This window comes from Aeromicrobium sp. CTD01-1L150, assembly GCF_041951745.1.
Taxonomy (GTDB): Bacteria; Actinomycetota; Actinomycetes; order Propionibacteriales; family Nocardioidaceae; genus Aeromicrobium.
Genome location: NZ_CP169555.1, coordinates 1,313,975 through 1,339,019 on the forward strand (window position 1 = coordinate 1,313,975; position 25,045 = coordinate 1,339,019).

Here is a 25,045-nt window from a genome sequence, read left to right on the forward strand (position 1 = left end):
GCAATTCTGCTGGTGCGATCTAGGCTGGTCTCATGAACATCGACCCCGCGCTGCTGGAGATCCTCGTCTGCCCCCAGTGCCGGGCTGCGCTGTTCGTCGACGCCGACGCCGACGAGCTCGTCTGCAACGCCTGTGGGCTCGCCTATCCGGTGCGTGACGACATCCCGGTCATGCTGGCCGAGCAGGCCCGCACCCTCTGAGCACGTCTGGTGCATGGGTCCGCTGACCTGTCGGTAGGCTGGTGCTCATGGATTATGACGTCAAGGACCTTTCCCTCGCTGAGTATGGCCGCAAGGAGATCGAGCTCGCCGAGCACGAGATGCCCGGCCTGATGGCGATGCGCGAGCGGTACGGTGACTCCAAGCCGCTCCAGGGCGCCAGGATCGCGGGCTCGCTGCACATGACGGTCCAGACGGCCGTGCTCATCGAGACGCTGACGGCGCTGGGCGCCGACGTCCGGTGGGCCAGCTGCAACATCTTCTCCACGCAGGACCACGCGGCCGCGGCCGTCGTCGTCGGCACTGACGGGACGCCCCAGGATCCCCAGGGAACCCCGGTCTTCGCCTGGAAGGGCGAGACGCTCGCGGAGTACTGGGACCTCGCCGAGCAGGTCTTCGCCTTCGCCGGCCCCGACGGCCAGAGCCAGGGCCCCAACATGATCCTGGACGACGGCGGCGACATCACGCTGCTCGTCCACAAGGGTGTCGAGTTCGAGAAGGCCGGCTCCGTGCCGTCGCAGGACTCCACCGACAACGAGGAGTACAAGGAGGTGCTGCGCGTCCTGGCCCGTTCACTGGAGGCCGACCCGCAGCGCTGGACCCGTATCGCCGGGGACATCAAGGGTGTCTCCGAGGAGACCACCACCGGCGTGCTCCGTCTGTACGACCGCTTCCGCGACGGGACGCTGCTGTGGCCGGCGATCAACGTCAACGACTCGGTCACCAAGAGCAAGTTCGACAACAAGTACGGCTGCCGCCACTCGCTCGTGGACGGCATCAACCGCGCCACCGACGTCCTCATCGGCGGCAAGGTCGCGGTCGTGGCCGGTTACGGCGACGTGGGCAAGGGCTCGGCTGAGTCCTTGCGGGCCCAGGGCGCTCGCGTCATCGTCACCGAGATCGATCCGATCTGTGCCCTGCAGGCCGTGATGGACGGCTATGAGGTCAAGCGGCTGGAGTCGGTCGTCGAGACGGCGGACATCTTCGTCACCACGACGGGCAACTTCGACATCATCACCGTCGAGCACTTCGAGAAGATGAAGCACCAGGCGATCGTGGGCAACATCGGTCACTTCGACAACGAGATCAACATGGCCGGGCTCGCCAAGATCCCGGGCATCGTCAAGGACGAGATCAAGCCGCAGGTCCACCAGTGGATCTTCCCTGACGGCAAGAAGATCATCGTGCTGTCGGAGGGACGCCTGCTCAACCTCGGCAACGCCACCGGCCACCCCTCGTTCGTCATGTCCAACTCCTTCACCAACCAGGTGCTGGCGCAGATCGAGCTGTTCACCAAGGCCGGCCAGTACGAGCTGGGGGTGCACGTCCTGCCCAAGCACCTCGATGAGGAGGTCGCCCGGCTGCACCTCGGCGCTCTGGGTGTCGAGCTCACCGAGCTGACCAAGGAGCAGGCCGCCTACCTCGGGGTGGACGTGGCCGGGCCGTACAAGTCGGAGCACTACCGGTACTGAGCCGGAGCGCGACGTCCGGACGTGCGCATGAGTGAGCACCAGCGAACGGGTCGACGCGACGACGTCATGCGTTCTCGTGCTGTTCGGTGCTTTTCTGGGAACGTGGCTGCATGAGCTATCGCAGGAGCAAGCGAGATCGCGTCCTCGTGGTCGACGACGACTCGTCGTTGGCCGAGATGCTCGCGATCGTCCTGGAGGGCGAGGGCCTGACGACATCGGTGTGCCGCAACGGCGAGTCGGTGATGTCGGCGTTCTCCTCCTTCAGGCCGGACCTGGTGCTGTTGGACCTGATGTTGCCCGGGCTGGACGGCATGAACGTGTGCCGCCAGATCCGGGCGACGTCGCAGGTCCCGATCATCATGCTGACGGCGAAGTCGGACACCGATGACATCGTGCGTGGCCTGGAGGCAGGAGCCGACGACTACGTCACCAAGCCGTTCAAGAACTCCGAGCTCGTGGCTCGGGTGCGCGCGCGGCTGCGGCGCTCCGAGGCCATCGACGAGCCGTTGACGTTCGGCGACATCGTGCTCGACCCCGGGGCGCACACGGTGACCCGCGCCGGCCAGTCGTTGGACCTCACCCCGTTGGAGTTCGACCTGTTGGCCTGCCTGCTGTCCAGCCCCGACCAGGTGTTCACGCGCGAGACCCTCTTGCAGCGCGTGTGGGGCTACCACCACCCCGGGGACACCAAGCTGGTCAACGTGCACATGACCCGGCTGCGGTCCAAGATCGAGGACGACGCGGAGTCGCCGCGAGTCATCCGCACCGTGCGCGGTGTCGGCTACCAGGCGATCGCTCCCACATGAGCTGTTCATGACCCGTCTGGGTCAGTTGTGGCGCCGTTCGCTGCAGACGCGTGTCGTCCTCAGCACGCTGCTGTTGAGCGCCCTCGTCGTCGGTCTCACGGGATGGGCGCTGCTGACCAGCGTCGCCGAGCGTCTGGCTGAGCGCCGCCAGGAGGCCGTGGTGGCCCAGGCGAAGTCGGCCTTCGAGTCCGCGCAGGCACAGCTGGATGCTGAGGTGGAGACCCAACCGGCAGCGCAGAGCCAGACGCTCACCGAGCTGGTGGATGCGGTCACCCGCACCGATGAGCCGGCGCGCGTCTTCGACCTCGTGCTCGAGGGTCCGTTGACGTCGGGAGCCGAGGTGATCCCGCGGCGTTCGTCGGTGGCACTCGCCGACGACGCCGTGCCCTCGGACCTGCAGGAGACGGTGCGCGGTACGCCGGGTGTCTTCTGGCGGTACTCCGACCTGACTGTGCTCAGCAGCGGTGAGGACGTGCCGACGGTGGTCGTCGGACGTCAGCTGCAGGCCCCGAGCACGGGGGAGACGTACGCGCTCTACTACCTGTACTCGTTGGCCGAGCAGCAGGCGACCGTCGACCTGGTCCGCCAGGCGCTCCTGGTCGGCGGTCCGGCCATGGTCCTCATGGTGGGCGGGGTCGCCTGGCTGGTCTCCCGGCAGGTCCTCGGGCCGGTGCGCCTCGCCCGACGGGTGGCCGAGCGGTATGCGGCCGGAAGCCTGGAACAACGGATGCACGTCAGCGGCGAGGACGACATCGCCCGCCTCAGCACCTCGTTCAACCAGATGGCGGCGAGCCTGCAGAACCAGATCCGACGTCTGGAGGATCTCTCGCGGTTGCAGCAGCGGTTCGTCTCCGACGTCTCCCACGAGCTCCGCACACCGCTGACCACGGTGCAGATGGCCAGTGAGGTGCTGCACGACGAGCGGCGCCGCTTCGACCCCAAGACCGCGCGGGCCGCCGAGCTGCTCAAGGGTGAGCTGGACCGTTTCGAGGAGCTGCTGTCCAACCTGCTGGACCTGAGCCGGTTCGACGCGGGCGCCGCCCAGCTGGAGCTCAGCGACGTCGACCTCGCGGAGGTGGCCCGCCAGACGGTGCAGGACCCGGTGGCGAGCCGGCTGGGTGTGCGGGTCCGGGTCGTGGGGGATCGTGCTGCGGCGGTCGTGGAGGCCGATGTCCGTCGGGTCGATCGCATCGTGCGCAACTTGGTGGCCAACGCGGCCAAGTACAGCGGTTCCGACGTCATCGAGATCGAGGTCGGGCAGCGGTCCGACCTCGCCTCTCTCGTCGTGCGGGACTTCGGTGTCGGGCTGGCCGATGATGAGAACCTGCGGGTCTTCGACCGCTTCTGGCGGGCTGATCCGGCGCGGGCCCAGGGCGGCACGGGGCTCGGGCTGGCGATCGCCCGCGAGGACGCCGCGCTGCACGGAGGGACGCTCGTGGCCTTCGGCAGGTCGGGGCGGGGGGCTGAGTTCGTGCTGACGTTGCCGAAGCAGGTGACCCGACGTGAGCAGGTCTCCGTGATCGGCCCTGCGGTGAGGCTGCGGTACGCATGAGGGGCTGGATGGTGGTCCTGCTGACCGCGTTGGTGCTGGGTGCATGCACGAGCATGCCGGTGCGCAGCGGGGTGGAGAACGTGGAGGAGGCTGAGGATCTCTCCGGGAGCACCGCTCGTTACGCGCCGGCGCCTCCGTCGCCGGGATCGAGTCCGCAGCAGGTGGTCCGCGGCTATCTGGACGCGATGCTCGCCTACCCTGTCTCCCGCGGGGTCGCGGCCCAGTTCCTCACGCCCCGGGCCGAGCAGTCCTGGCGGCCGTCGGACCGCACCGAGATCTACACCGAACCGCATGCCGGGACCCCGCGGGAGGGGGAGGACCACGGCGTGGAGGTGACGTTGACCCGGCAGGTCGACGCCGTTCTCGACCCCCAGGGCAGACGCACCCCGAAGGACGCACGCGAGAGCACGACGCTGGAGCTGGAGCGGGTTGCGGGCGAGTGGCGCATCAGCAACCCTCCGAGCGGACTGATGGTGAACGAGAAGTTCGCCGCCGACTACATCCGACCGTTCTCGATCTACTTCTTCGACGCGTCGGGTGCGAACCTCGTGCCCGATCTCGTGCATCTCGTCGTCGGGGACACTCTGCCGACGTCCTTGGTGCTGAGCCTGGCGCGCGGTCCGGCCGAGGAGTCGGGATCGGTGCGCACCCACCTGCCGCCTGCTGCTGACCTGCGGCCCTCGGTGCCGGTCAGTCCCGACGGTGTTGCCGACGTCGAGCTGAGCGAGGAGACCGAGTCGTTGGACGGGCCGGCGGCGCAGCGGATGTCCGCCCAGCTGGTGTGGACGCTGCGTCAGCTCGACGACATCACCGGCGTCCGGGTGTTGGGGACGACGGCGCTGCGGCTTCCCGGAGGCGACAGTGTGCAGTCCGTCGATGCGTGGAGCCGGTATGAACCCCGCGCTTCTGACGGGGGCCCCTGGGTGGTCCGCGACGGTGCTCTCGCCGAGCTCAGGGACGGGTCGGTCCGACCGGTCGACGGCCCGTGGGCCGAGGATGCCCAAGGAGTCTCGCGGGTCAGCGTGTGGGACGGGCGGGTGGCCGTTCTGCTGCCCGATGACAACACGGTCCGGGTGGCTGACCGGCAGGGTGAGGAGCGTCTGGACGTCGCGGGAGCGTCGGTGAGCGACCTGTCGTGGTCCCATGATGGAACTCTTCTCGTGCTGGACCGCCCCGGCGGTGCTCCGCGGGTGCGGATCGTCGACGAAGGCGACGTCGACGTCGTGCAGACGCAGGGGCTTGGTGATGCTCTCGCGGTGCGGCTCTCGCCCGAGGGTGGCCGGTACGTGGCGCTGTCCGGTGACCGGCTGCTGGTGGGTGCGGTCGTCCGGGACGACAATGGCGACGTGGTGCGTCTGGATCGGCCACGCGAGGTGCCGATCAGTCAGGAGTCGCTGCGCTCCCCGGTGTGGATCGACGGCACCCGACTGGCTTTCCTCGCCGAGACCGACATCGGCCAGCAGGTGCACTCGGTGAACATCGACGGTTCGGACCTGCAGGGCGGGCGGGCCGGGGGCGTGGCGCTCCCGCAAGGCGCGCAGGCACGGGAGCTGGTGGTGGACGGTGGCTCTCGACCCGGCCACTGGGTCCTCGACGCCGACGGGAGCGTGTGGTTCCTTCCCCGGGGCGGGGGGTGGTCGAGCGTCGACGATGCGACCTTCACCGCGCTCGGGAGTCCGGGCTGACGGTCCTCGGTCATCCACAGGGCGCCGCGACGTCGATGGTCGCCGGCCGCCTGGCCGGTCATGCTGGAGTCCTGGGTGTCTCGAACAGGAGGAGGGTCATGGCGGGGGTGCGGGGCCGTGGGCCGCGGGCTGGTGCCGCGGGGGTGCGGGGCCGTGGGCCGCAGTCTGGTGCCGCGGGGGTGCGTGGGCCCCAGTCTGGTGCACAGGAGGCGCCGGGGCTGCGGGCGGCTGCGGCCGACCTCGTGCTGGGCGCCACCTGTCCGGTCTGCGAGCGGGCTTCACGTTCGGTGTGTGCGTCCTGTGCACCGCTGATCGCCCCGGAACCGGTGGTGGTGCGGCAGCAGCCGGTGAGGATCGTCGCGGCGGGGGAGCATCGCGACGCCTTGAGGCTCACCGTGGTGGCGTGGAAGGAGCAGCCGAGGCTCGCCCTCACCCCGATGCTGGCGCACCTGGTGGCGGCGAGCACGTGCGAGCTCGTCGGGCCGTCTCGGCCTGTGGCGCTGGTCCCTGTGCCGGCGTCGCGGCGGAGCCGGCGTGCTCGCGGTGCTGACGTCGTCGACCGGCTGGCGGTGGGCTCGGCGAGCCTCCTGCGTCGGCTCGGGCTGGACGTCAGGGTCTGCCGTGCACTGCGGATGCGCCATCAGACGCGCGACCAGAGCGGACTCGGCGCTCGTGAGCGGGCGGCCAACCTGGCGGGGGCGTTCCGGGCGGTGCCTGCCCGCGGCCTGCTCGGACGGGAGGTCGTCATCGTCGACGACGTCGTGACCACGGGGGCCACGGTGCACGAGGCCGCTCGGGCCCTGAGGGTCGCCGGAGTCGCGGTGCTGGGTGCCGCGGCCGTCTCCGCCCGGTCGTGATTCGAGCGGATCGGCCACATGGCTGGAAAGTGAACCGGGGTGGGACTACGGTCAAAGCATGTGACCCAGCCCGCACCCAACGCAGGGAGGCCCTCATGGAAATCGTCGTCAATGGCCGCAGGAGCGAGATCTCTGATCGATTTCGTGCCCACGTCGAGGACAAGCTCCACCGGATCGAGAAGTACGACCAGCGTCAGAAGATCTTGAGGGTCGAGGTCGAGGTCACCCACGAGGCCAATCCGCGCCAGCACGACAAGGCGGCGCGTGTGGAGATGACCGTGCGGTCTCGGGGCCCGGTCATTCGTGCCGAGGCCGCCTCCACCGATCAGCACTCTGCTCTCGATGCGGCCATCGACAAGCTGGAGTCCAGGCTGCGTCGTTCGGCGGATCGTCGCCGGATCAGCCGGGGCAAGCATCGTCCGGCATCTCTCGCGGAGGCGACGGCCGAAGTCCCGCCGGAGCTCATCAACCCGGCCCCTGACGTCGAGGACACCGTCTCGCGCGATGTCGCCGGCGTGCACGTGGAGGGGGACGGCCCGCTCGTGGTCCGTGAGAAGACCCATGAGGCCACACCGATGACGTTGGAGCAGGCCCTGCACGAGATGGAGCTGGTGGGGCACGACTTCTATCTCTTCGTCGAGAAGGACTCGATGCGTCCGAGCGTCGTCTATCTGCGCAAGGGATACGACTACGGCGTCATTCATCTGGACGTCAGTGAGTGATGAGCTCCGGCCCCCCGCCGGCACCGAGGGCGTCCAAGGGGCTGACGGGGGACCGGAGCGGCACTACGATGACCGGGTGACGTCTCGGGATCCTCACATCCGCGTTCTTCTGGTCGATGACCAGGAGCTGTTCCGCCGAGGCGTCTCGATGGTGCTCAGCGCCGATGACTCGCTCGAGCTCATCGAGGTCAACGACGGGGACCAGGCGATCGCTGCCGTGGAGGAGACGCCTCCGGACATCGTGCTGCTCGACGTGCGGATGCCCGGTCGCAGTGGTGTGGAGGTGTGTGCTGCGATCAAGGCCATCTCGCCGTCCACGGGCATCATCATGCTGACCGCCAGCGACGAGGAGCGTGACCTCTACGACTCGATCAAGAGCGGTGCGTCGGGGTACCTGCTCAAGGACGGCTCGACGTACGACCAGGTGGCAGAAGCGGTGCGGTTGGTCGCGGCCGGCCAGTCGCTCATCAGTCCGAGCATGGCCACCAAGCTGCTCGAGGAGTTCGTGCACATGTCGCGGGGTCCGGCCGAGCCGGCCGGGCAGCTCACGGCTCGTGAGCTGCAGGTCCTGCGGCTCGTGGCCCGTGGGCAGAGCAACCGGCAGATCGCCGAGGAGCTCTACATCAGCGAGAACACGGTCAAGAACCACATCCGCAACATCTTGGAGAAGCTGCAGATGAAGTCGCGCATGGAGGCGGCCATGTACGCGGTGCGCTCCAACCTGCTCGACGACCCGCTCTAGGCCCGCCAAGGCCGTCGGGTCAGGGGTGCGGGCCGGAGCCGGGTGGCTGCGGCCGATCGGTGCGGGCGCGGCCCGATTCGTACGCCCACATCGCTGCCTCGACGCGGTTGCGCAGGTCGAGCTTGGTGAGGATGCCCCCGATGTGTGTCTTGACGGTTCCGAGTGAGAGGAACAGCCGGTCACCGATCTCGACATTGGTCAGGCCTGCGGCCAGGAGCGCCAGGACGTCCTCCTCGCGATCGGTGAGCGGGCTGACCGGCTGCCGTACGGGACGGTCCGACGTCGCGAACTCGTGGAGCAGTCGCATCGTGATCCGCGGGGAGATGAGGGCATCGCCGCTCGCCGCGGCGCGCACGGCTTCGCCGATCAGCTGGGGACCTGCGTCCTTGAGCAGGAACCCCTTGGCACCGGCACGCAGCGCCCGGTGCACGTACTCATCGAGGTCGAAGGTCGTGATGACGACGACCGCGACCGGGTCGGCGACCTGCTCGCCGGCGAGCAGGGACGTCGCCTCGATGCCGTCGAGACCAGGCATGCGGATGTCCATCAGCACGACGTCGGGGCCCAGTCGTCGGGCGAGCTCGACAGCGTTGACCCCGTCCGTGGCTTCGCCGACAACCTCGATGCCGTGTTGGGACTGCAGCAGCAGGCGCAGGCCGGTGCGTACTTCCTCGTGGTCGTCGGCGATGAGGACGCGGATCACGCTGCGCCGTCCAGCGGAAGTGTGGCGCGCAGTGTCCAGCCGCCCCCAGGGGAGGGGCCGGCCGTGACCTCCCCGCCCAGCAGCGCCACGCGTTCGGCCATCCCTCGGAGTCCGTGGCCGTCGCCGGCCGGCGTGCGGGTCGGGGTGCCGTCGTCGTGGACGGTGACCTGCGCGGCACCGTTCGCCACCGTGAGGGACACGTCGATCACGGTGGCGGCGTGGGCGTGGCGCCGAGCGTTCGTGACGCCCTCCTGGGCGATCCGGAACAAGGTCGTGGCCACGATGCCCGCGACGTCGTCGGGCAGGTCGACCTGCACGGCCACCGGGGGTGGTCCGGAGTCGGCCAGGCGCTCGAGCTCGGCCAGGCCGGCAGAGGGTGCGTAGTCGGCGGGCTCGCGGAGGGTGCGCACGAGTGCTCTCATGTCGGTGAGGATCGACTGTGCCTGGTGCTCGATGACCGCGAGTGACTCGCTCACGCGAGAGACGTTCCCGGGTTCCTCCCCGGCGACCTGGGCACGGATGGCGATGGTCGAGGCCCGGTGCGCCATGGTGTCGTGCAGGTCGCGGGCCAGTGCCTCGCGCTCGCGCGTGCGCACGGAGTCGAGCTGTCGCGCGCGGGACTCCACCCGCTCACGTCGCAGCGCTCCGACCAAGCACGCACCGCCGAGGAAGACGGTCCCGGCGACTGCCCCCTCGAGCCGATCGGGGCCGAGTGCGCTCGAGCACGCCAGTCCCGCCAGGAGAGCGGCGGCACCGAGGATGCGCTCGCGTCCTGAGCCCCAGCGAAACAGGGCATGAGGAACTGCGATCAGGGCGAACATGGTGGCCAGCGCGTCCTGGCCGGCTCCCGCGACGGCTTGTGCGAGCGCGAAGAGCACCATCAGCACGGACATGGCCGCGGTGACCGGCAAAGGGTGCGAACGTCGCCACCCGAGCCCGGGCAGGAGCACCAGTGTCACGAGCGTGGTGGCGAGCGGCCACGTCAGGTCGGTGCGCAGCGACCCCTCCACGAGGGTCGCCAGGGCCAGCGCGACCACGATCGCGACGTCCCGCCGCCGTGGGCCCTCACCACCGGCGGAGCGAGGGCTCGACCACGCGGCGCTGATCAACCGTCGCACGGTGGGCATCCTACTCATGCGGTGACCGTCGCAGCACGATCTCGTCGTGCCACCGTTCGCCGACGGGAGATGATCCATTCGGCCACCACGACGTTGATGATCCATCCGGCATCCATCTGGACGACGCGCCAGAAGACGTCGGGTGGGCCGAACAGCAGCAGGAACGGTCCCGAGGTGAGTACCTGTGTGCCCGCGCCCATGGCCAGTGCGTAGGCGCGGAGCATCCAGGCGCCGTGAGCGGCGACGTCGCGCCGGACGATGGCGCTGACCCCCAGGGCGGTGAACGTGAGCGTGAGGCCGCCGACGACGTACCGCGAGACTGTCAGGGCGGTGCCGTCAGATGCCGGGCTCTGGTAGAGCGCCGTCATCCACAAGCCACTGGCGGCGACGATCAGCCCCGCCGGCACGAGCAGAAAACGCCCGGCGAAGCGGTGCCATGCCAGGTGCCATCGGCGCACGCTGGGGAGGAACTGGAAGGCTCCGACGACCGAGTAGACGAGCGCTGCGACGACGTGCACGACGATGGGCAGCGGCATCTGGAGGAACCGTGCGTTCTGGGGTGTCTGCGAGGCACCGGTGGCGATCTCGCCGATGCGGACCCCGCCGGCGACCGATGGGACGAGAGCCAGCAGGAGGAGTCCGCCGACGAGCAACCACTCGCGGCGAGTCAAGGTCGGTGATGTGTCCATGCCCCGAGCCTCGTGGGGGCGATGGACTCACCGCTTCGGCCATGTGGCCGATTCGCCCCAGGCTGGGTCCTGTCACCGGCGTACGCCACGATCGGTTCCATGACTGAGCGACTCTCCCCGCTGCAGGCCCGTCGGGTCGCCCTCGGGGCACAGGGCTTCACCAGATCGCGTCCGAGAGGGCCCGTCACCGGTGCTCACCTGCGACGCACGCTGCGGCGTCTGGGGTTCTTCCAGATCGACTCCGTCAACGTGCTGCAGAGGGCACACCTCATGCCCCTCTACTCACGCATGGGCCCGTACGACCTCGACGTCTTCCATCGCGCGGCAGGGCGTGCCCCGCGGGCGATGTTCGAGTACTGGGCCCATGTCGCCACCTTCGTCGACGTCGAGCTGTGGCCCGCCATGCAGCACCGGATGGCTGAGTGTCGCGAGATCTGGGGAGGTCCGAGACGGGTGGCCGAGGAGCATCCCGACCTGGTCCAGGCCGTGCTCGAGGTGGTCGAGTCCGCCGGACCGCTGTCGGCGCGGGAGGTCGACGCGGTCGTCGAGGCTCCGGGCGAGCGTGATCGTTCGCACTGGGGCTGGAACTGGTCGTTGACCAAGCAGGCGCTGGAGTACCTGTTCTTCGTCGGTGCCGTCACCTCCGCCCGCCGCAACGCCCAGTTCGAGCGGCTCTACGACGTGCCCGAGCGGGTCATCCCCGCGGCGGTGCTCGCGCGGCCGGCACTGTCGTCGGCCGAGGCGCACCGGGTGCTGGTGGAGCACGCGGCTCGTGCCCACGGCGTCGGCACCGAGCCGTGCCTGCGTGACTACTTCCGCACTGCTCCGGCGCCCACGCAGCAGGCCGTCGCCGAGCTCGTCGAGGACGGTGTGCTCGTGCCCGCGCAGGTCACAGGATGGGAGCGCCCGGCCTACCTGCACCGTGACGCATCCCGGCCTCGAGCCGTCCGGGCGCGGGCGTTGCTGAGCCCGTTCGACCCGCTCGTGTTCGAACGGACCCGCACGGAGCAGCTGTTCGGTTTCCGGTACCGCATCGAGATCTACGTCCCCGAGGCCAAGCGGGAGTACGGGTACTACGTGCTGCCCTTCCTGCTGGGCGACGCTCTCGTCGCGCGTGTCGACCTCAAGGCCGACCGTCCTGCGGGGGTCCTGCGGGTGCGCGGTGCCTGGGAGGAGCCCGGTGCCCCGTCGCACACGGCCGGCGAGCTGGCCGAGGAGCTCGGAGTCATGTCTGCCTGGCTCGGCCTGGACGACGTCGTCGTGGAGCCCCGGGGGACTCTGGCGTCCGAGCTGGGCGCTGCCCTCCGGGGTTCAGGGGGGACGCCCTAGACTCGCAGTGCCCCATCTCGATAGAGGAGTGCGTTCCACGTGCCCAAGGTCATCGACAAGATTCTTCGTGCCGGCGAGGGCAAGGTCCTTCGCCAGCTCCAGGCCATCGTCAAGCAGGTCAACGCCCTGGAGGACGAGTTCTCCTCGTTGAGCGATGAGGAGCTCCAGGGCATGACCGGGGAGTTCCGCGAGCGGCTCGAGGCCGGCGAGAGTCTCGACGACCTGATGCCGGAGGCCTTCGCCACCGTGCGCGAGGCGGCCAACCGGGTGCTCGGGCAACGTCACTTCGACGTGCAGATCATGGGCGGCGCCGCGCTGCACCTGGGCAACATCGCCGAGATGAAGACCGGTGAGGGGAAGACCCTCGTGGCCACCCTGCCCTGCTACCTCAACGGCTTGTCGGGCAAGGGCGTCCACGTGGTGACGGTCAACGACTACCTCGCCCGGTACCACGCGGAGTGGATGGGGCGCGTCTACACCTTCCTCGGGCTGAGCGTCGGCATGGTGCTGCCGAGCATGCGTCCGGCCGAGCGTCGTGACGCCTACGAGTGCGACATCACCTATGGCACCAACAACGAGTTCGGGTTCGACTACCTGCGCGACAACATGACCGACGACCTCGCGAACTGCGTCCAGCGGGGGCACAACTTCGCGATCGTCGACGAGGTCGACTCGATCCTCATCGATGAGGCGCGGACGCCGTTGATCATCTCCGGTCCCACGGAGGAAGAGGTCAAGTGGTACGGCGAGTTTGCCCGGATCGTCGGCTCGATGACCCGCGACGAGCACTACGAGGTCGATGAGAAGAAGCGCACCATCTCGGTGACCGAGGCCGGCATCGACCGGGTCGAGGACGCGCTGGGCATCGACAACCTCTACGACGCCGTGAACACGCCGCTCATCAGCTTCCTCAACAACGGCATCAAGGCCAAGGAGCTGTTCAGGAAGGACAAGGACTACGTCGTCGTCGACGGCAACGTCATCATCGTCGACGAGCACACCGGTCGCATCCTCGACGGCCGCCGATACAACGAAGGTCTGCACCAGGCCATCGAGGCCAAGGAGGGCGTACGGATCCGCGAGGAGTACCAGACGCTCGCCACGATCACGCTGCAGAACTACTTCCGCCTCTACGACAAGCTCGGCGGCATGACCGGTACGGCCATGACCGAGGCGAGCGAGTTCGACAAGATCTACGAGCTCGGCGTCGTCCCGATCCCCACCAACAAGCCGGTGGCGCGCGTGGACCAGCCAGACCTCGTCTACCGCACGGAGGACGCCAAGTTCGCCGCAGTCGTCGACGACATCATCGAGCGCCACCAGCGCGGTCAGCCCATCCTGGTCGGCACCACCAGCGTGGCGAAGAGCGAACGGCTCGCTCAACAGCTGCGCAAGCGTCGGGTGCCGCACGAGGTGCTCAACGCCAAGCAGCACGACCGGGAAGCCTCGATCGTGGCGATGGCCGGCCACAAGGGCGCCGTCACGGTGGCCACCAACATGGCCGGGCGAGGCACCGACATCATGCTCGGTGGCAACGTCGAGTTCCTGGCGGACCAGGAGCTGCGCAAGAAGGGGCTCGACCCGCTGGAGAGCTCTGAGGAGTACGAGGCGGCCTGGCCGGCGGCGGTCAAGCAGATGGAGCAGCAGGTCGAGCGCGAGAAGGTCGCGGTGGCCGAAGCCGGTGGTCTGGCGGTCATCGGCACCGAACGACACGAGTCGCGACGCATCGACAACCAGCTGCGCGGCCGATCCGGCCGTCAGGGCGACCCGGGGGAGACCCGGTTCTACCTCTCGCTCGAGGACGACCTGATGCGCCTGTTCAAGGCCGACTGGGTCAACTGGGTGCTGCAGTCGATGAAGATCCCTGACGACGTGCCGATCGAGAACAAGCGCGTCACCGGTGCGATCGCCTCGGCGCAGACCCAGGTGGAGTCGCAGAACTTCGACACCCGCAAGAACATCCTCAAGTACGACGACGTCATGAGCCGTCAGCGTGAGGTCATCTACACCGAGCGTCGCCGGGTCCTGGAGGGGGAGAACCTCACCGAGTGGGTCCGCTCCATGATCAGTGACACGGTCAAGGCCTACGTCGTCGGCGCCACGGAGGGATACCCGCAGACCTGGGACCTCGAGAAGCTCTGGACGGCCCTGGGGACGCTGTACCCGATCAGTCTGGAGATCGAGGCCGTCGAGTCGCAGGCCGGTGGTCGAGAGAAGCTGACGCGCGACAAGCTCACCGCAGCGGTCACCGAGGACGCCCTGGCCGCGTACGACCGCCGCGAGGAGGAGCTCACCGGTCCGGTCACCCGTGAGCTGGAGCGCAAGGTCCTGCTGAGCGTGCTGGATCGCAAGTGGCGTGAGCACCTGTACGAGATGGACTACCTGCGCGAGGGCATCGGGCTGCGCGCGTACTCCCAGCGCGACCCGCTCGTGGAGTACCAACGCGAGGGCTACGACCTCTTCACCGCCATGATGGACGGGATCGCCGAGGAGTCTGTCGGCTTCCTGTTCAATCTCGACGTCCAGGTGACGGCTCTGGACGAGGGCGCTGAGGACGCGGCGCAGGATGGTGCAGAGCCACAGCTGGAGGCCAAGGGTCTGGCGCCCCGCAAGGAGCAGCAGCTCGCCTACTCCGCCCCCAACGAGGACGGCGAGGCCGAGGTGCGTCGCGAGAGCGCGCCGGTCGACAACGAGCGGCAGCGGCAGACCAAGACGAAGTCCAAGGCCCGTCAGAAGGCCAAGAAGCAGCGACAGTCACGCAAGCGCAACCGCTGAGCCGCCTCGTCAGGGCTCGAGCCACAGCTCAGGCACCTGAGTATCGCTGGCGCGCGGCCTCTCCGCTTGTCAACGAGTGGCGCTGCGGCCTCACTAGGCCCATTCCAGTGCGGTGCAGGTCCAGTGGGTGCGCCCGCGGTGGTTGGTGAGCAGCTCCAGACGGACCGCCACGGCACGTGATCGTCCGCGATGCACCATGCGGCCCGCGACCTCCATGGCGTTCTCGTGGATCATCGCGACGTGCACCGACACCAGCCGGGCCGTGCTGCTGGCTCCCTTGCGCGAGACGCGGGCGTGAGCGATGAGACGCGAGCAGAGGGACGCATGCACGTCGGGGGTCATCCAGGCGGCCATCTGGCGCGGTGGCCGCTCGCCGGACAGCACCTCGGTGAGGGCCTGCATGAAGCGTGCGACGGGTTGTCGCATGGCGCGGCGCGACAGCTCGGTGTCGGAGCGGTCAACAGGGACGGGCAGGACGGCGGGCATGCCCGGGAAGGGCAACGGTGCCTGACCCGGCGCGGTCGCCAGCAGCGGCTCGTCCCAGGAGACCGAACGTCGGGTGAGCGCGACGGCCGACCTCATCGTGACTCCTGCGAGGTCTCGGGCAGTCGGAGCCGCTGGCCGGGATGCACGACGTCGGGGTCGGCTCCGATGACGTCCCGGTTGGCCCTGTACAGCTGCCGGACGTGATGCGCGAGGGCCGCATCGCTCGCCCCCGTGCCGAGAGCACTGCGCGACAGTGACCAGAGCGAGTCCCCGGCTCGGACCGTGATGGTGGTGGGACGCGCTGACGGTGCCGGTGCGCGAGAGGCGGCCGTATCGGTGACGACGGTGGTCCGTTCCGGCAGCTGGAGACCGTCCAGCGGCCAGGAGCTGTCGTTCGCGTGGGCCGGACCCGCGAGGGCTGCTCCGGTGATGCCGGTGAAGACCACGGCGCGCACTGCTGTCGGGAGCAGGGTGCGCCCCACGTGTCCCGGCATCCCGCGCAGCGTGCCGAGACCGACGGCGAGCAGCACCCAGACCGACAGTGCGAGCCAGCCGAGCTCGAGGAAGCCGGTCAGGGCCGCATCGAGCTCCTGTCCGTTGATCGCCGTCATCGCCGCACCGCAGCGCGGGGCGGTGAACGTGACGGACAGCAGCGCGATGACCGCGGCCAGGCGCCCGGTTCTGCTGAGCATGTGGTTCTCCATCGTAACGTTTGATGACGTTTGAGAACATCAAAGAACGTTCACGGTGATTCGTCAACGCTACGTGCACAGCTCGTGTGGACACTAGGGTGAGCCCTGTGCGATGGGATCGACTGTTCGCTGACCTCGAGGGCCAGGCCGAGGACGCTGCGCTTCAGGACCGGGATGCCTTGGTGGCAGAGCTGAGCGACGAGCAGTGGGGCTCGACCTCGTGGCGCTCACTGGCCGGCGGCCACGTGGAGCTCGACGTCCTGGGAGCGGGCGGCATCGCGGGCGAGGTCGTCCTCGTCAACGAGACCCTGCTCCACCTGACCACTGCATCGATGGACCATGTGGTCGCCGCCAGGGCCGTGCTGGCGCTGCGCAGCGCCAGCCGTCGGGCGGACCCGGTGACCCAGGTGACCGCACGGCTGGACTGGCGCCAGGTGCTGCGCCGGGCACGCCAGGACGGCGACGAGCTGCGGGCTGTGCGCACTGACGGCATCGTGGTCGAGGGACAGGTCGACGTCGTCGGCCAGGACTTCGTGACCGTCCTCACCGGAGCCGCTCGCCGGACGTTGTTGCCCCTGACCGCGCTCGCGGTGGTCTCGCTCAGACGTTGACGTCGTCGTCGGTCGTGCTGCCGCTCTCCTCGACGTCGTGGCTGTCGTCGGTGTCCTGGCCGCCGTCGTCCTCCGCGAGTGTCTGCTCGGCCTTGGCGTACTGCCGCTGGATGTAGTCCTCCAGCTGATCGTGCTCGACCCGCCACTGACCGCGTCCACCGATCTGGATGCCGCGGAGATCACCGCTGCGGACGAGGGCATAGACCTGCCGGACGGTGACGTTGAGGACCTCGGCCACGTCGGCGAGCGTGAGGAAGCGCTGCTCGGCTGACATGCCTCCCAGTTTCCCATGCGGTGCCCCCGTCGAGCCGTATGCCGAGCCGAGCCTGTGGACAGATGACGATGCCCGGTGGACGAGGGGTGGACGGGAACGGCCCGACTGAGTACAAACAGTGCATGAAGTCGTGGCGGGGGCCCCGCGAGCGGGGACAGACGAGTCGTCTGCAGCATCGGACGTGGTCGGACCCACGCCTGCTGCTCGGGGGGATGCTGGTGCTGGGAGCGGTGGTGCTGGGCTCCTGGGTGGTCGCCTCCAGTGACGATCGGGTCGGCTACTGGGCCCTCGGTGAGGATGTCGTCGCCGGAGACGCGGTCACCGAGCAGCAGCTCGTCGAGAGTCGGGCGGTGCTCGATGACGCGGCCGCCGTGGGGGCCCTGCGCACCGAGGAGGAGCTCCCGGCAGCGCTGAGCGACCTGCGGTGGGCCACTGACGTCTCGGCAGGCACTCTCCTCGGGAACGCTCATCTCGTCCTGTCAGAAGACGTGGCCGCCACGGAGCTGCCGCTCGCAGTGGCTGCCGGTTCGGCGCCCGATGACCTGCACCGCGGTGAGCTGGTGGACGTGTGGGTGGGGCCCGCGCCGGGTGACGATCCGTCCCAGACGGCGAGCCGCGTGCTGGAATCGGTCTCGATCGTCTCCGCGGGCGCGGGTGCCCCGGCCGAGGCAGCGGCGGCCAGCCGCACCGTCATCATCGACGTGGGGGACGTCGAGCTCACCGGCGAGGTGGTGGGCCAGGTCTCGGCTGGCCACGTGACACTGGTGCGCCGCTCGTGAGCGTCCCTCGGTCCCGGCCCGTGGCGTTGGCCGCCGGCGGTGCGGGCTGGGAGGCTGCGGTGGTGCGCGAGATCGAGGCCGCCGACGTCATGGTGCTCGCGCGTCGATGCATGGATGTGGCCGAGCTCCTGGCACTCCCACCGGCCACGGCAGAGGTCGCGATCGTCGACGTCGACCTGCCCGGCCTGGACGTCGATGCCGTGGCAACGCTGGAGCAGCGTGGTGTCCGGGTGGTCGCCGTGGGTGACCCGGCCAGGGCGAGCTCGCTCGGGATCGGGTTGAGCGCCGGCCCCGGAGAGGTCGAGGCCGTCGTCTCCAGCTCCGAGCCGAGCGTCGTCGCAGCGTCCGTATCACCCGAGCTCGGGGAAGCCGGCTCGCCGGGACGGGTCACCGCAGTGTGGGGCCCGCACGGAGCGCCCGGCCGCAGCACGGTGGCGCTGGCCACCGCGGCCGAGCTGTCCCGCAGCGGCCAGCCGGTCGTGCTGGTCGACGCCGACACCTACGGTGGCTCGCAGGCCCAACAGGTGGCACTGCTCGACGACGTCTCCGGCCTCATGGCGGCCTGTCGCTCGGCCAACCGTGGCGTGCTGGGAGAGGCGGTCGAGCACGTGGTCCCAGTCGCCGACCACCTCGGACTGCTGACCGGCATCCCGCGACCAGACATGTGGACCTCCCTTCGGCCCGCCGCGCTGGAGCGAGTGCTGGCCGAGCTGCGTGACGGGCACGCCCATGTCGTGGTCGACTGCGGTTTCAGCCTGGAGGAGCAGGACCCTTCGGGGCAGGGGCGCAACCGGGCCACGCTGCAGGTGCTGCGGGACGCTGACCTCGTCGTGGCCGTGGGGCGCGCCGACCCCGTCGGGCTGGCCAGGCTGGTCCGGGGTCTGCACGACCTGCGCGACCTGGTGGACGCCGAGCCCCACGTCGTGCTGAACCGGGTCCGCCCGACGCTCGGCTGGGACGAACGAGAGCTCGCCGCGACGGTGGATCGCCTGGCCGATGCCCGCCCGGTCGCCTTCCTGCCTGAGGACGCCGACGCCCTGGATGCTGCCGTCATGGCAGGGGAGCTGGTGCACGTCGCGGCACCCCACTCGCCCTTCGTCGCACGAGTCACCCGGCTCGTGGCGACGCTGACGCAGATCTGCGACCGGGACGTGGCGACGGTGCCGTGACCGCGTCTACCCGGTGGTAGGTTCGGTGCCGACCTTCGAGGAGACCGATGCAACGCCTCAGCCCGCTGGACGCGATGTTCCTGAACCGCGACACGCCGACGACGCCGCGCCAGATCGCGTCGCTGGCGATCCTGGAGCCCGGGCCGACGCCACTGGATCACGACCGTCTGATCGAGGTCATCAACGAACGCCTCGACATCGTCCCGCGGTACCGGCAGATCCCGCGCAAGGTCCCGGGTGCCCTCAGCACACCGATCTGGGTGGACGACGAGGACTTCGACATCTCGCTGCACGTCCGGCGCTCCGCCTTGCCGCGTCCGGGCACCCGTGACGCGCTGCACGAGCTCGTCGGCCGACTCGTCGCCCGTCGGCTGGACCTGGACCGACCACTGTGGGAGCTGTACCTCATCGAGGGGCTGGAGGGTTCTCGCTCGGCGCTGCTGTTCAAGGCACACCAGGCCCTCGTCGACGGTTCGGAGACGATCGACCTCGCCCAGGTGCTGCTGGAGGAGACCGATCGGGTGCGCGACATCCCTCACGAGGACTGGGCTCCCCGCCCGCGTCCTGGGGGACTGGGACTCGTGCGGGCGGGGGTGGACCGCAACGTGCGGCACCCCGGCGAGGCCCTGCAGATCACCGAGCACAACCTGGTCCGTTTCGCCCGCCGGTTGCCGGTGGTGGGGGGCAGCCAGCCGCCGCCGCGCGGCATCCTCACGACGGTGCCGTCGCGACATCGACGCTTCTCCTCCCTCGAGACCGACCTCGAGGCCTATCGCCGGGTCCGCGAGGAGCATGGCGGCACCGTCAACGACGTCATCCTCGCCGTCATCGCGGGAGGTATCCGGGGATGGATGCTCACCCGTGCGGAGCCGGTGACCGCCAAGACGAGCTTTCGGGCCATGGTGCCGATGTCAGTGGTCACCGACGACGGCCTGCCGACGTCACTCGGTTCCAAGGTGCGGGGTCACCTGCTGTCGCTGCCGGTGGGCGAGTCCAACCCCGTCGTACGGCTGCACCAGGTCTCCTATGCGTTGAAGGACCACCGCGAGACGGGGTCCGCGGTCGCCGCCAACCAGCTCGCCTCGCTGCCCGGGTTCGCGACATCGACCTTCCATGCCGTGGGGGCGCGGGTGGCCGCAGCCGAGAGCGGGCGTGGGCACCACCTGGTCATCACCAACGTCCCCGGCCCCCAGGACCCGGTCTTCATGGCGGGCGAGCAGGTGGCCGAGGTCTACCCGTGCCTTCCGCTGTCCAACCACCGTGCGCTGTCGGTGGGCGTGACCTCCTACCACGGTCGGGTCTTCTACGGCATCGTCGCCGATCGTGATGCCGTGGGCGACGTCGACGTCCTCGCGCAGTGCATCGGCGATGCGTTGGAGGAGCTGGTGGAGACCGTCGGGACGCGGCGCCGGCGGGCACCGCGGGGGCGTTCACGCCCCCAGCGTTCATGAGAGTCTGGTGCTCATGAGGGTCTGGGTGGCGGCCGACGCCGAGGGCCTGCGAGCGTTGCGCGCCGGTGACCCGCTGCCGGGGGAGCGGATCGTCGCCCAGAGCGAGGACGAGGAGCACGAGCACGACGCGTTGCTCACCGCGGCCGAGTCCGGTTCGGTGGTCGTGGTGGCGGAGGTCCGCGACGAGGAGGACCTCACGCTCGACCTCGTGCAGGCGTTCCACCTCGACGCCGACGGCAGTGGCGACCTGGCCTGGTATGCCACCCAGGAGCTCGACGACGTGCTGGCGCAGCTCACTGCGACGTGAGCTGCTGACCCGCTAGAGCCGAGAGGTGCCGAGCTCGACCTCGTGCTTCAGCGATGCCTTGATCGCCTTGGCGACCTCGGGCTCGACCTTCTTGCCGATGAACGGGATGCTCACCTTGACGTCGCCGTCGAGGGAGAACGCGGTGCCGCCGCCGTCGGCGGAGAGCACTGCCGTGCCGACCATCTCGGCGGGCTGGCCGATGATGCTGACCTTGACGTCGGCGGTGCGGTTGCCGTCGGCGTCGGCGGCAGCCCACTGCTCGGTCTGCTTCACCTTGACGGTGTCGCCGGTGAGCTTCTTGACGAAGTCCGGCATGTCGGCAGGCTGCGTACGAACGATCGTGACGATGTGACCACCGTCGGACTCCTCCACCGTGATGTCCACGTCGGTTCCGCCTGAGTCCTCGGCGGCTTCCGTGCGGAACTCCTCGCTCGTGATGAGGGAGTAGACCGCGTCGATGTCGGCGGCGCCGTAGGAGTGGGAGTCGTTGAGCTTCATGGCCTCATCCTTGCAGTTGTCGTGTCAGGTCGAAGGGTGTTCGTCGCTGTGCGGCTGTTCGTCGCCGGCCCCCAGGGAGGACGTCCCCGAGCCCATCTCGCCCTTGAGCTCGGCGAGCCGGGCCTCGATCTCCAGCTGGGCGGAGTCGGCCTCCAGCTCCTCGAACTGGGCGTCGAGGCTGTTGTTGGCGAGCTCGGCGTGGCCGGCGACGCGGGCTTCCTCCCGGCGCACCTTCTCCTCGAACCGGGACAGCTCGCTCGTCGGGTCCAGGACGTTGATCGACTTCACAGCGTCCTGGACCTTGGCCTGCGCCTCGACGGTCTTCTGGCGGGCGACGAGCTGGTCCCGCTTGGTGTGCAGCTCATCGAGCTGCGAGCGCATCTGAACCAGGCCGGCCTTGAGCTTCTCGACCGTCTCTCCCTGTGAGGCGATGGCCGGTGCTGCCTCCTTGGCGTCGTTCTCGAAACCGATCTGCTTGCCGATGGCCACCTTGGCGAGCTGGTCGAACCTGTCCGCCTCGTCGCTCTGTCCGGAGGCACGCATGGCGTCGGCCTTCTGGGAGGCAGCGACCGCCTTGGCGCCCCAGTCCTTGGCGGCTGCGACGTCGTCGGCGTGGTCGGCCTCGGCGAGGCGGAGGTTGCCGATGGTCTGGGCGACCGCGTCCTCGGCCTCGCGAATGCTCTCGGTGTAGTCGCGCACGAGCTGGTCGAGCATCTTCTCGGGGTCCTCGGCGCGGTCGATGAGCGCGTTGACGTTGGCACGCGTCAACTGGGCGATGCGTCCGAGGATGGACTGCTTCTGGGCCATGGTGCTCACTCTCCTGAGGGTGTGGTCAGAACTTACCGCCGCGGGGGCGGCCTCGCGAGGAGGTAGCGGACCGGCGGCCGCGCCTGCTGCTGCCGCCGAAGCTGCTCGCCGGTGCTGAGCCCCGGCGGCCGCTGCCGCGGGAGGTGGTGCTGCGGCTCCGGTCGATGAGGATCCCGCCCAGTAGCAGGGAGTCCGTGGCGGCTCCGGAGGCGCCGGACTCCTCGGCCCCAGCGTGCTCGGCGCGCCAGTGCGCGACGTCGGCGTCGGCGCTCTGGTGAGCCTCCTCAAGGAGCTGCCCGGCGCGTTCCAGCCGGGAGCGCGCGACGTCGGGGTCGGCAGCGACGCTGCTGCGCGCGATGCCCAGCAGCCGGTCGGCCTCGTGGAGCCGGGTGCGGGCCTGGGGCCCCACGGCTCCACGGTGGGTCTCGACGAACGCACTCACCGCGTCGGCCCGTGCTGACACACGTCCGGCGGGGTCGGCATCGGTGTCGGCCGCGAGGGCGGTCTCGAGGCTGGTGACAGCCGTCAGCAGGGTCTCGGCCTGGGCGGTGGCCGACTCGGCGACCCGGAGGTGCATGCCGGCGGCGGGGACGTCGTCGGTGAGGTCGGCGCGACCGCGGCCGACGGCCTCATGGGCGGCGCCGAGGAGAGTCTCGGCCTGCTCGACGTTGGCGGCCACGACTGACAACGCGGCCTCGGCGTGAGCGGCCTGCAGACGCTGCCACGTCTCGCGGGCGGCCGGGAGTGTGCCGTGCGTGGCCGCGATGCGGTCTGCGACGGCGTCGAGCGCCTGGGCGGCACTGCCCTCGAGGTCGCGCACCCGGTCGAAGTCGTCGACGAGCGCGTCGAGCGCGGCGTCGACCTCCTCGCAGATGGTGATGATCCGCGAGGTCAGCTGGCGGCGTTCCTCGTCGGTCTCGAGGTCGGCGTCGTCCAGCATCTGCTGCAGGGCGAACGCCTCGCGGGCGCGCTCGCGTCCGTCGTCGAGCGCGGTGCGGAACGGTCGGGTGGTCTCGGGGCCGAGCTGCGTCTCGGCGAACCTGAGCTCCTGCTCGGAGGTCCGCAGGGCGTCGTCGATGCCCACCAGCGCTGTCGAGGCGTGCTGCTCGAGCTCGGCGTCGGTGAGGATGTCGGCCGGGTCGACGAGGTTGCCGTGCTCGTCGCGCACGTGGTGCGTGCGGTCGTAGCGGCGACGGGTGCGCAGGACGGCAAAGCCTGCGATGCCGATGACGACGGCGCCACCGACGGCGACCAGGCGCCAGGGGACGTCGACGCCCTGCTCGACCTCCGTGAAGCCCTCGGCCGCGGCGACGGCGGCGTCGGCCCAGGCGCTGCGTCGCAGGGCGGGCAGCACGTGGTCTTGATCGACGCGCTCGAGGTCGGTCTCGCTGATGTCGTCGGGAACGCTGAATCCGTAGGCACGCTGCTGTGTCGCGACGGCCACGAGGAGATCGGCCGATCCGAGGCCGGACTCCAGCGCCGTGTGCTCGGCCCACTCGGCACCGGTGGTGCCTTCGAAGCTGTCCACGTAGACCACGAAGAGCTGACGCTGGGTGTCGTCGTAGAACGTCTTGAGGGCCTCGTCGATGCGCTGGTGATCGGCGTCGGACAGCACGCCCGCCTCGTCTGTGACGGGACCGGTCACGTCGAGTGGTTCCTCGGCGACGGACGGCGACCACGCTGCAGGCGAGATCAACAGGCCGAGAGTCAACAGGCTGGCGGTCAGGCGGCGCGCGGCGGACGTCACGCCCCGATCTTGTCCGATGCCTGGTGAGGTGACAACAACGTGAAAGGGCGTGGCGCACACGACGGCACGAGACGGAGCTCGGTCATCGCCAGCGTGGTGATGGCCGGGACCTTGTCCCGATGCGTTGTTCCAGCTCGCTGACCTCATCCATCACGTCGTCACACAGCCAGATGCGTCCCCGGCGGCCACCGGTGATCTCCCGCAGCACCCCAGCTTCGGTGAGCCGTGCGAGGCCTTCGAGTGTCCTGCCCGGAGCTGATCTGGTGATCGACTTGGCGACGCCCAGGTCGAGCACCGGGGTGGTCAAGAGGCCCTCGATCAGGGCTCGCGCTGACGAGCCGCGCCGGGTGCCGACACGGTCCTGCCAGCTCGCGGGCATGGCTGCGAGCCGGGCGGCGGTCACCTCGGCGGCCTCAGCCGCCGTGATGGCGGCCGAAGCGGTGTAACGGACGAAGCCCGCGGCGTCGCCGGACCGGAACGCGGTCAGGTGCTCGAAGTAGGTGTCCACGTCGCTGAGCATGACCGCCGCGATCGGGACGGTGATGTTCGACGCCACCCGGCGTCGCCGCAGCACGGCTCCCAGCAGTGCCCTGCCCACACGCCCGTTGCCGTCGGTGAAGGGATGGATGGCCTCGAACTGGGCGTGGACGATGCCCGCCTGGGCCACCGCTGGTAGGTCGTTGCGGTTGGCGAAGCGCACGAGGTCCGCCATCAGGTCCGGCACCTCGTCCGCAGGAGGCGGCACGTGGACGGCACGCAGCGGATTGAAGTCGGATCCGCCGATCCAGTTCTGCACCTGGCGATACCGACCTGCCGATCCAGCCTCCAGAAGATCGTCCGCGAGCAGTCGGTGCTGGGCGTCGCGGATCGCCTGTTCCGTGACTTGGCCTGCCTCGGCCGACTCCACGAGCTGGCGGACCGCGGCGGTGGCGGCCAGTGTCGACTGCGCAGCGATGCCGGCGTCGTGGCCGAGGCTGGCCCTGGCGACGTCGTCGAGGTCGGCGTGGACTCGCTCGATCTTCGAGGACGCGACAGCCTCGGTGCGTACCAGGACGTCGCTGACGCCCGAGAACGTCGAGCCATGTGCGTCCAGTGTGGCCACGGCTACGGCTGCCTGCTCACAGGCGGCGACGGTCTCGGGGGCCAGCTGCACCGGTAGATCTGCAATGTGTGGCGGCACCTCGACCGAGATGCTCTTGAGATGACGGTCTGCGAGGGGCGGCCTGGTCCCGTTGCGGCCTCGCTGGTCCGGATTCGTGTGCCACGGACGTTCGACCATCGTGACCGCCGGCCAGTCGGGCTGTCCGAACCGTCCACTGGTCGACTGGTCCGATCGCACTTGAGATCGATTCATCGACTGCTCCTAACCAGTAGCACGTCGGCCATCTATTGCCACTTTATACTGAAAGTAACAATACAACAGAATGGTATTGCCACTTGGTGTGATCAGAGGTCTCGTCGAGGCACGGGTGTGTCTCCTGCGTCCCGACGTGGGGAGCTGGTGTCTGGTCTCAGGTCGGTTGGGCGTCTGAGTTGTCCACAGAACCTGGGGTCCG

At 69.4% G+C, this 25,045-nt stretch carries 25 protein-coding genes; 15 read left to right on the forward strand and 10 right to left on the reverse strand.

Annotated features, from left to right (window positions below):
* Nucleotides 1-38: 38 nt before the first annotated feature.
* The 8 genes from ACEVFP_RS06435 (at nt 39) to ACEVFP_RS06470 (ending at nt 8,054) form a co-directional block, all read left to right on the forward strand.
* Nucleotides 39-200, forward strand: a complete 162-nt coding sequence (locus tag ACEVFP_RS06435) for a Trm112 family protein (protein ID WP_375003776.1) — start codon at nt 39-41, stop codon at nt 198-200.
* Between the two features lie 47 nt (nt 201-247).
* Nucleotides 248-1,690 (forward strand): adenosylhomocysteinase, encoded by a 1,443-nt coding sequence (ahcY, locus tag ACEVFP_RS06440; RefSeq protein ID WP_375002819.1) that lies wholly within the window; start codon nt 248-250, stop codon nt 1,688-1,690.
* 110 nt (nt 1,691-1,800) lie between these two features.
* On the forward strand, nt 1,801-2,496 hold the full coding sequence (gene mtrA / locus ACEVFP_RS06445; protein ID WP_375002820.1) for an MtrAB system response regulator MtrA: 696 nt from the start codon (nt 1,801-1,803) through the stop codon (nt 2,494-2,496).
* Between the two features lie 7 nt (nt 2,497-2,503).
* Nucleotides 2,504-4,048: an MtrAB system histidine kinase MtrB gene (gene mtrB, locus ACEVFP_RS06450; protein WP_375002821.1), complete on the forward strand. Its 1,545-nt coding sequence runs from the start codon at nt 2,504-2,506 to the stop codon at nt 4,046-4,048.
* Nucleotides 4,045-5,733 (forward strand): LpqB family beta-propeller domain-containing protein, encoded by a 1,689-nt coding sequence (locus ACEVFP_RS06455; RefSeq protein WP_375002822.1) that lies wholly within the window; start codon nt 4,045-4,047, stop codon nt 5,731-5,733. Before mtrB ends, ACEVFP_RS06455 begins: the two co-directional genes overlap by 4 nt.
* 179 nt (nt 5,734-5,912) lie before the next feature.
* Nucleotides 5,913-6,590, forward strand: a complete 678-nt coding sequence (locus ACEVFP_RS06460) for a ComF family protein (protein ID WP_375002823.1) — start codon at nt 5,913-5,915, stop codon at nt 6,588-6,590.
* 95 nt (nt 6,591-6,685) lie between these two features.
* Entirely contained in the window at nt 6,686-7,312 is a 627-nt protein-coding gene (gene hpf / locus ACEVFP_RS06465) for a ribosome hibernation-promoting factor, HPF/YfiA family (RefSeq protein ID WP_375002824.1), read from the forward strand.
* 76 nt (nt 7,313-7,388) lie between these two features.
* A complete protein-coding gene (locus ACEVFP_RS06470) occupies nt 7,389-8,054 on the forward strand; it encodes a response regulator (RefSeq protein ID WP_375002825.1) in 666 nt (221 codons plus the stop codon).
* A 19-nt stretch (nt 8,055-8,073) separates the two neighbouring features.
* On the opposite strand, the gene ACEVFP_RS06475 is transcribed toward ACEVFP_RS06470, so the two are convergent.
* The 3 genes from ACEVFP_RS06475 to ACEVFP_RS06485 are packed head-to-tail and all read right to left on the reverse strand — an operon-like array spanning nt 8,074 to nt 10,564.
* On the reverse strand, nt 8,074-8,757 hold the full coding sequence (locus ACEVFP_RS06475; RefSeq protein WP_375002826.1) for a response regulator: 684 nt from the start codon (nt 8,755-8,757) through the stop codon (nt 8,074-8,076).
* Entirely contained in the window at nt 8,754-9,893 is a 1,140-nt protein-coding gene (locus tag ACEVFP_RS06480) for a sensor histidine kinase (RefSeq protein ID WP_375002827.1), read from the reverse strand. The genes ACEVFP_RS06475 and ACEVFP_RS06480 overlap by 4 nt, the downstream gene beginning before the upstream one ends.
* Nucleotides 9,890-10,564 (reverse strand): DUF2306 domain-containing protein, encoded by a 675-nt coding sequence (locus tag ACEVFP_RS06485; RefSeq protein ID WP_375002828.1) that lies wholly within the window; start codon nt 10,562-10,564, stop codon nt 9,890-9,892. Before ACEVFP_RS06485 ends, ACEVFP_RS06480 begins: the two co-directional genes overlap by 4 nt.
* A 99-nt stretch (nt 10,565-10,663) precedes the next feature.
* Between ACEVFP_RS06485 and ACEVFP_RS06490 the strand changes: the two genes are divergently transcribed.
* Both ACEVFP_RS06490 and secA read left to right on the forward strand, forming a co-directional pair.
* A complete protein-coding gene (locus ACEVFP_RS06490) occupies nt 10,664-11,893 on the forward strand; it encodes a winged helix-turn-helix domain-containing protein (protein ID WP_375002829.1) in 1,230 nt (409 codons plus the stop codon).
* A gap of 51 nt (nt 11,894-11,944) precedes the next feature.
* Nucleotides 11,945-14,668 (forward strand): preprotein translocase subunit SecA, encoded by a 2,724-nt coding sequence (gene secA / locus ACEVFP_RS06495; protein ID WP_375003777.1) that lies wholly within the window; start codon nt 11,945-11,947, stop codon nt 14,666-14,668.
* A gap of 93 nt (nt 14,669-14,761) precedes the next feature.
* Here the strand turns inward: secA and ACEVFP_RS06500 are convergent, their stop codons facing one another.
* Together ACEVFP_RS06500 and ACEVFP_RS06505 are read right to left on the reverse strand one after the other, a co-directional pair.
* Nucleotides 14,762-15,250, reverse strand: a complete 489-nt coding sequence (locus ACEVFP_RS06500) for an Rv3235 family protein (RefSeq protein ID WP_375002830.1) — start codon at nt 15,248-15,250, stop codon at nt 14,762-14,764.
* Complete coding sequence (locus ACEVFP_RS06505; protein WP_375002831.1) at nt 15,247-15,846, reverse strand: LysM peptidoglycan-binding domain-containing protein; 600 nt, start codon at nt 15,844-15,846, stop codon at nt 15,247-15,249. The genes ACEVFP_RS06500 and ACEVFP_RS06505 overlap by 4 nt, the downstream gene beginning before the upstream one ends.
* Nucleotides 15,847-15,944: 98 nt before the next feature.
* Between ACEVFP_RS06505 and ACEVFP_RS06510 the strand changes: the two genes are divergently transcribed.
* Nucleotides 15,945-16,457 carry a hypothetical protein gene (locus ACEVFP_RS06510; RefSeq protein WP_375002832.1) on the forward strand — a complete coding sequence of 171 codons (513 nt, stop codon included), beginning with the start codon at nt 15,945-15,947 and terminating at the stop codon, nt 16,455-16,457.
* Here ACEVFP_RS06510 and ACEVFP_RS06515 read toward each other — a convergent pair.
* Nucleotides 16,447-16,731, reverse strand: a complete 285-nt coding sequence (locus ACEVFP_RS06515) for a helix-turn-helix domain-containing protein (RefSeq protein WP_375002833.1) — start codon at nt 16,729-16,731, stop codon at nt 16,447-16,449. The two genes, ACEVFP_RS06510 and ACEVFP_RS06515, sit on opposite strands and share 11 nt — an antisense overlap.
* A 122-nt stretch (nt 16,732-16,853) precedes the next feature.
* Between ACEVFP_RS06515 and ACEVFP_RS06520 the strand changes: the two genes are divergently transcribed.
* The 4 genes from ACEVFP_RS06520 to ACEVFP_RS06535 are packed head-to-tail and all read left to right on the forward strand — an operon-like array spanning nt 16,854 to nt 20,437.
* On the forward strand, nt 16,854-17,510 hold the full coding sequence (locus tag ACEVFP_RS06520) for a hypothetical protein (RefSeq protein WP_375002834.1): 657 nt from the start codon (nt 16,854-16,856) through the stop codon (nt 17,508-17,510).
* Entirely contained in the window at nt 17,507-18,679 is a 1,173-nt protein-coding gene (locus tag ACEVFP_RS06525) for a CpaE family protein (protein WP_375002835.1), read from the forward strand. The genes ACEVFP_RS06520 and ACEVFP_RS06525 overlap by 4 nt, the downstream gene beginning before the upstream one ends.
* A gap of 47 nt (nt 18,680-18,726) precedes the next feature.
* On the forward strand, nt 18,727-20,130 hold the full coding sequence (locus ACEVFP_RS06530; RefSeq protein ID WP_375002836.1) for a wax ester/triacylglycerol synthase family O-acyltransferase: 1,404 nt from the start codon (nt 18,727-18,729) through the stop codon (nt 20,128-20,130).
* 13 nt (nt 20,131-20,143) lie between these two features.
* Entirely contained in the window at nt 20,144-20,437 is a 294-nt protein-coding gene (locus ACEVFP_RS06535) for a hypothetical protein (protein ID WP_375002837.1), read from the forward strand.
* A 12-nt stretch (nt 20,438-20,449) separates the two neighbouring features.
* On the opposite strand, the gene ACEVFP_RS06540 is transcribed toward ACEVFP_RS06535, so the two are convergent.
* The 4 genes from ACEVFP_RS06540 to ACEVFP_RS06555 form a co-directional block, all read right to left on the reverse strand.
* Nucleotides 20,450-20,935 (reverse strand): DUF2505 domain-containing protein, encoded by a 486-nt coding sequence (locus ACEVFP_RS06540; protein ID WP_375002838.1) that lies wholly within the window; start codon nt 20,933-20,935, stop codon nt 20,450-20,452.
* Nucleotides 20,936-20,959: 24 nt separating this feature from the next.
* Nucleotides 20,960-21,742, reverse strand: coding sequence for a PspA/IM30 family protein (locus tag ACEVFP_RS06545; RefSeq protein WP_375002839.1), 783 nt, complete (start codon nt 21,740-21,742; stop codon nt 20,960-20,962).
* Nucleotides 21,743-21,767: 25 nt separating this feature from the next.
* Nucleotides 21,768-23,489, reverse strand: a complete 1,722-nt coding sequence (locus tag ACEVFP_RS06550) for a TPM domain-containing protein (RefSeq protein WP_375002840.1) — start codon at nt 23,487-23,489, stop codon at nt 21,768-21,770.
* An 82-nt stretch (nt 23,490-23,571) separates the two neighbouring features.
* Nucleotides 23,572-24,843 carry a Fic family protein gene (locus ACEVFP_RS06555; RefSeq protein WP_375002841.1) on the reverse strand — a complete coding sequence of 424 codons (1,272 nt, stop codon included), beginning with the start codon at nt 24,841-24,843 and terminating at the stop codon, nt 23,572-23,574.
* Nucleotides 24,844-25,045: the final 202 nt, after the last annotated feature.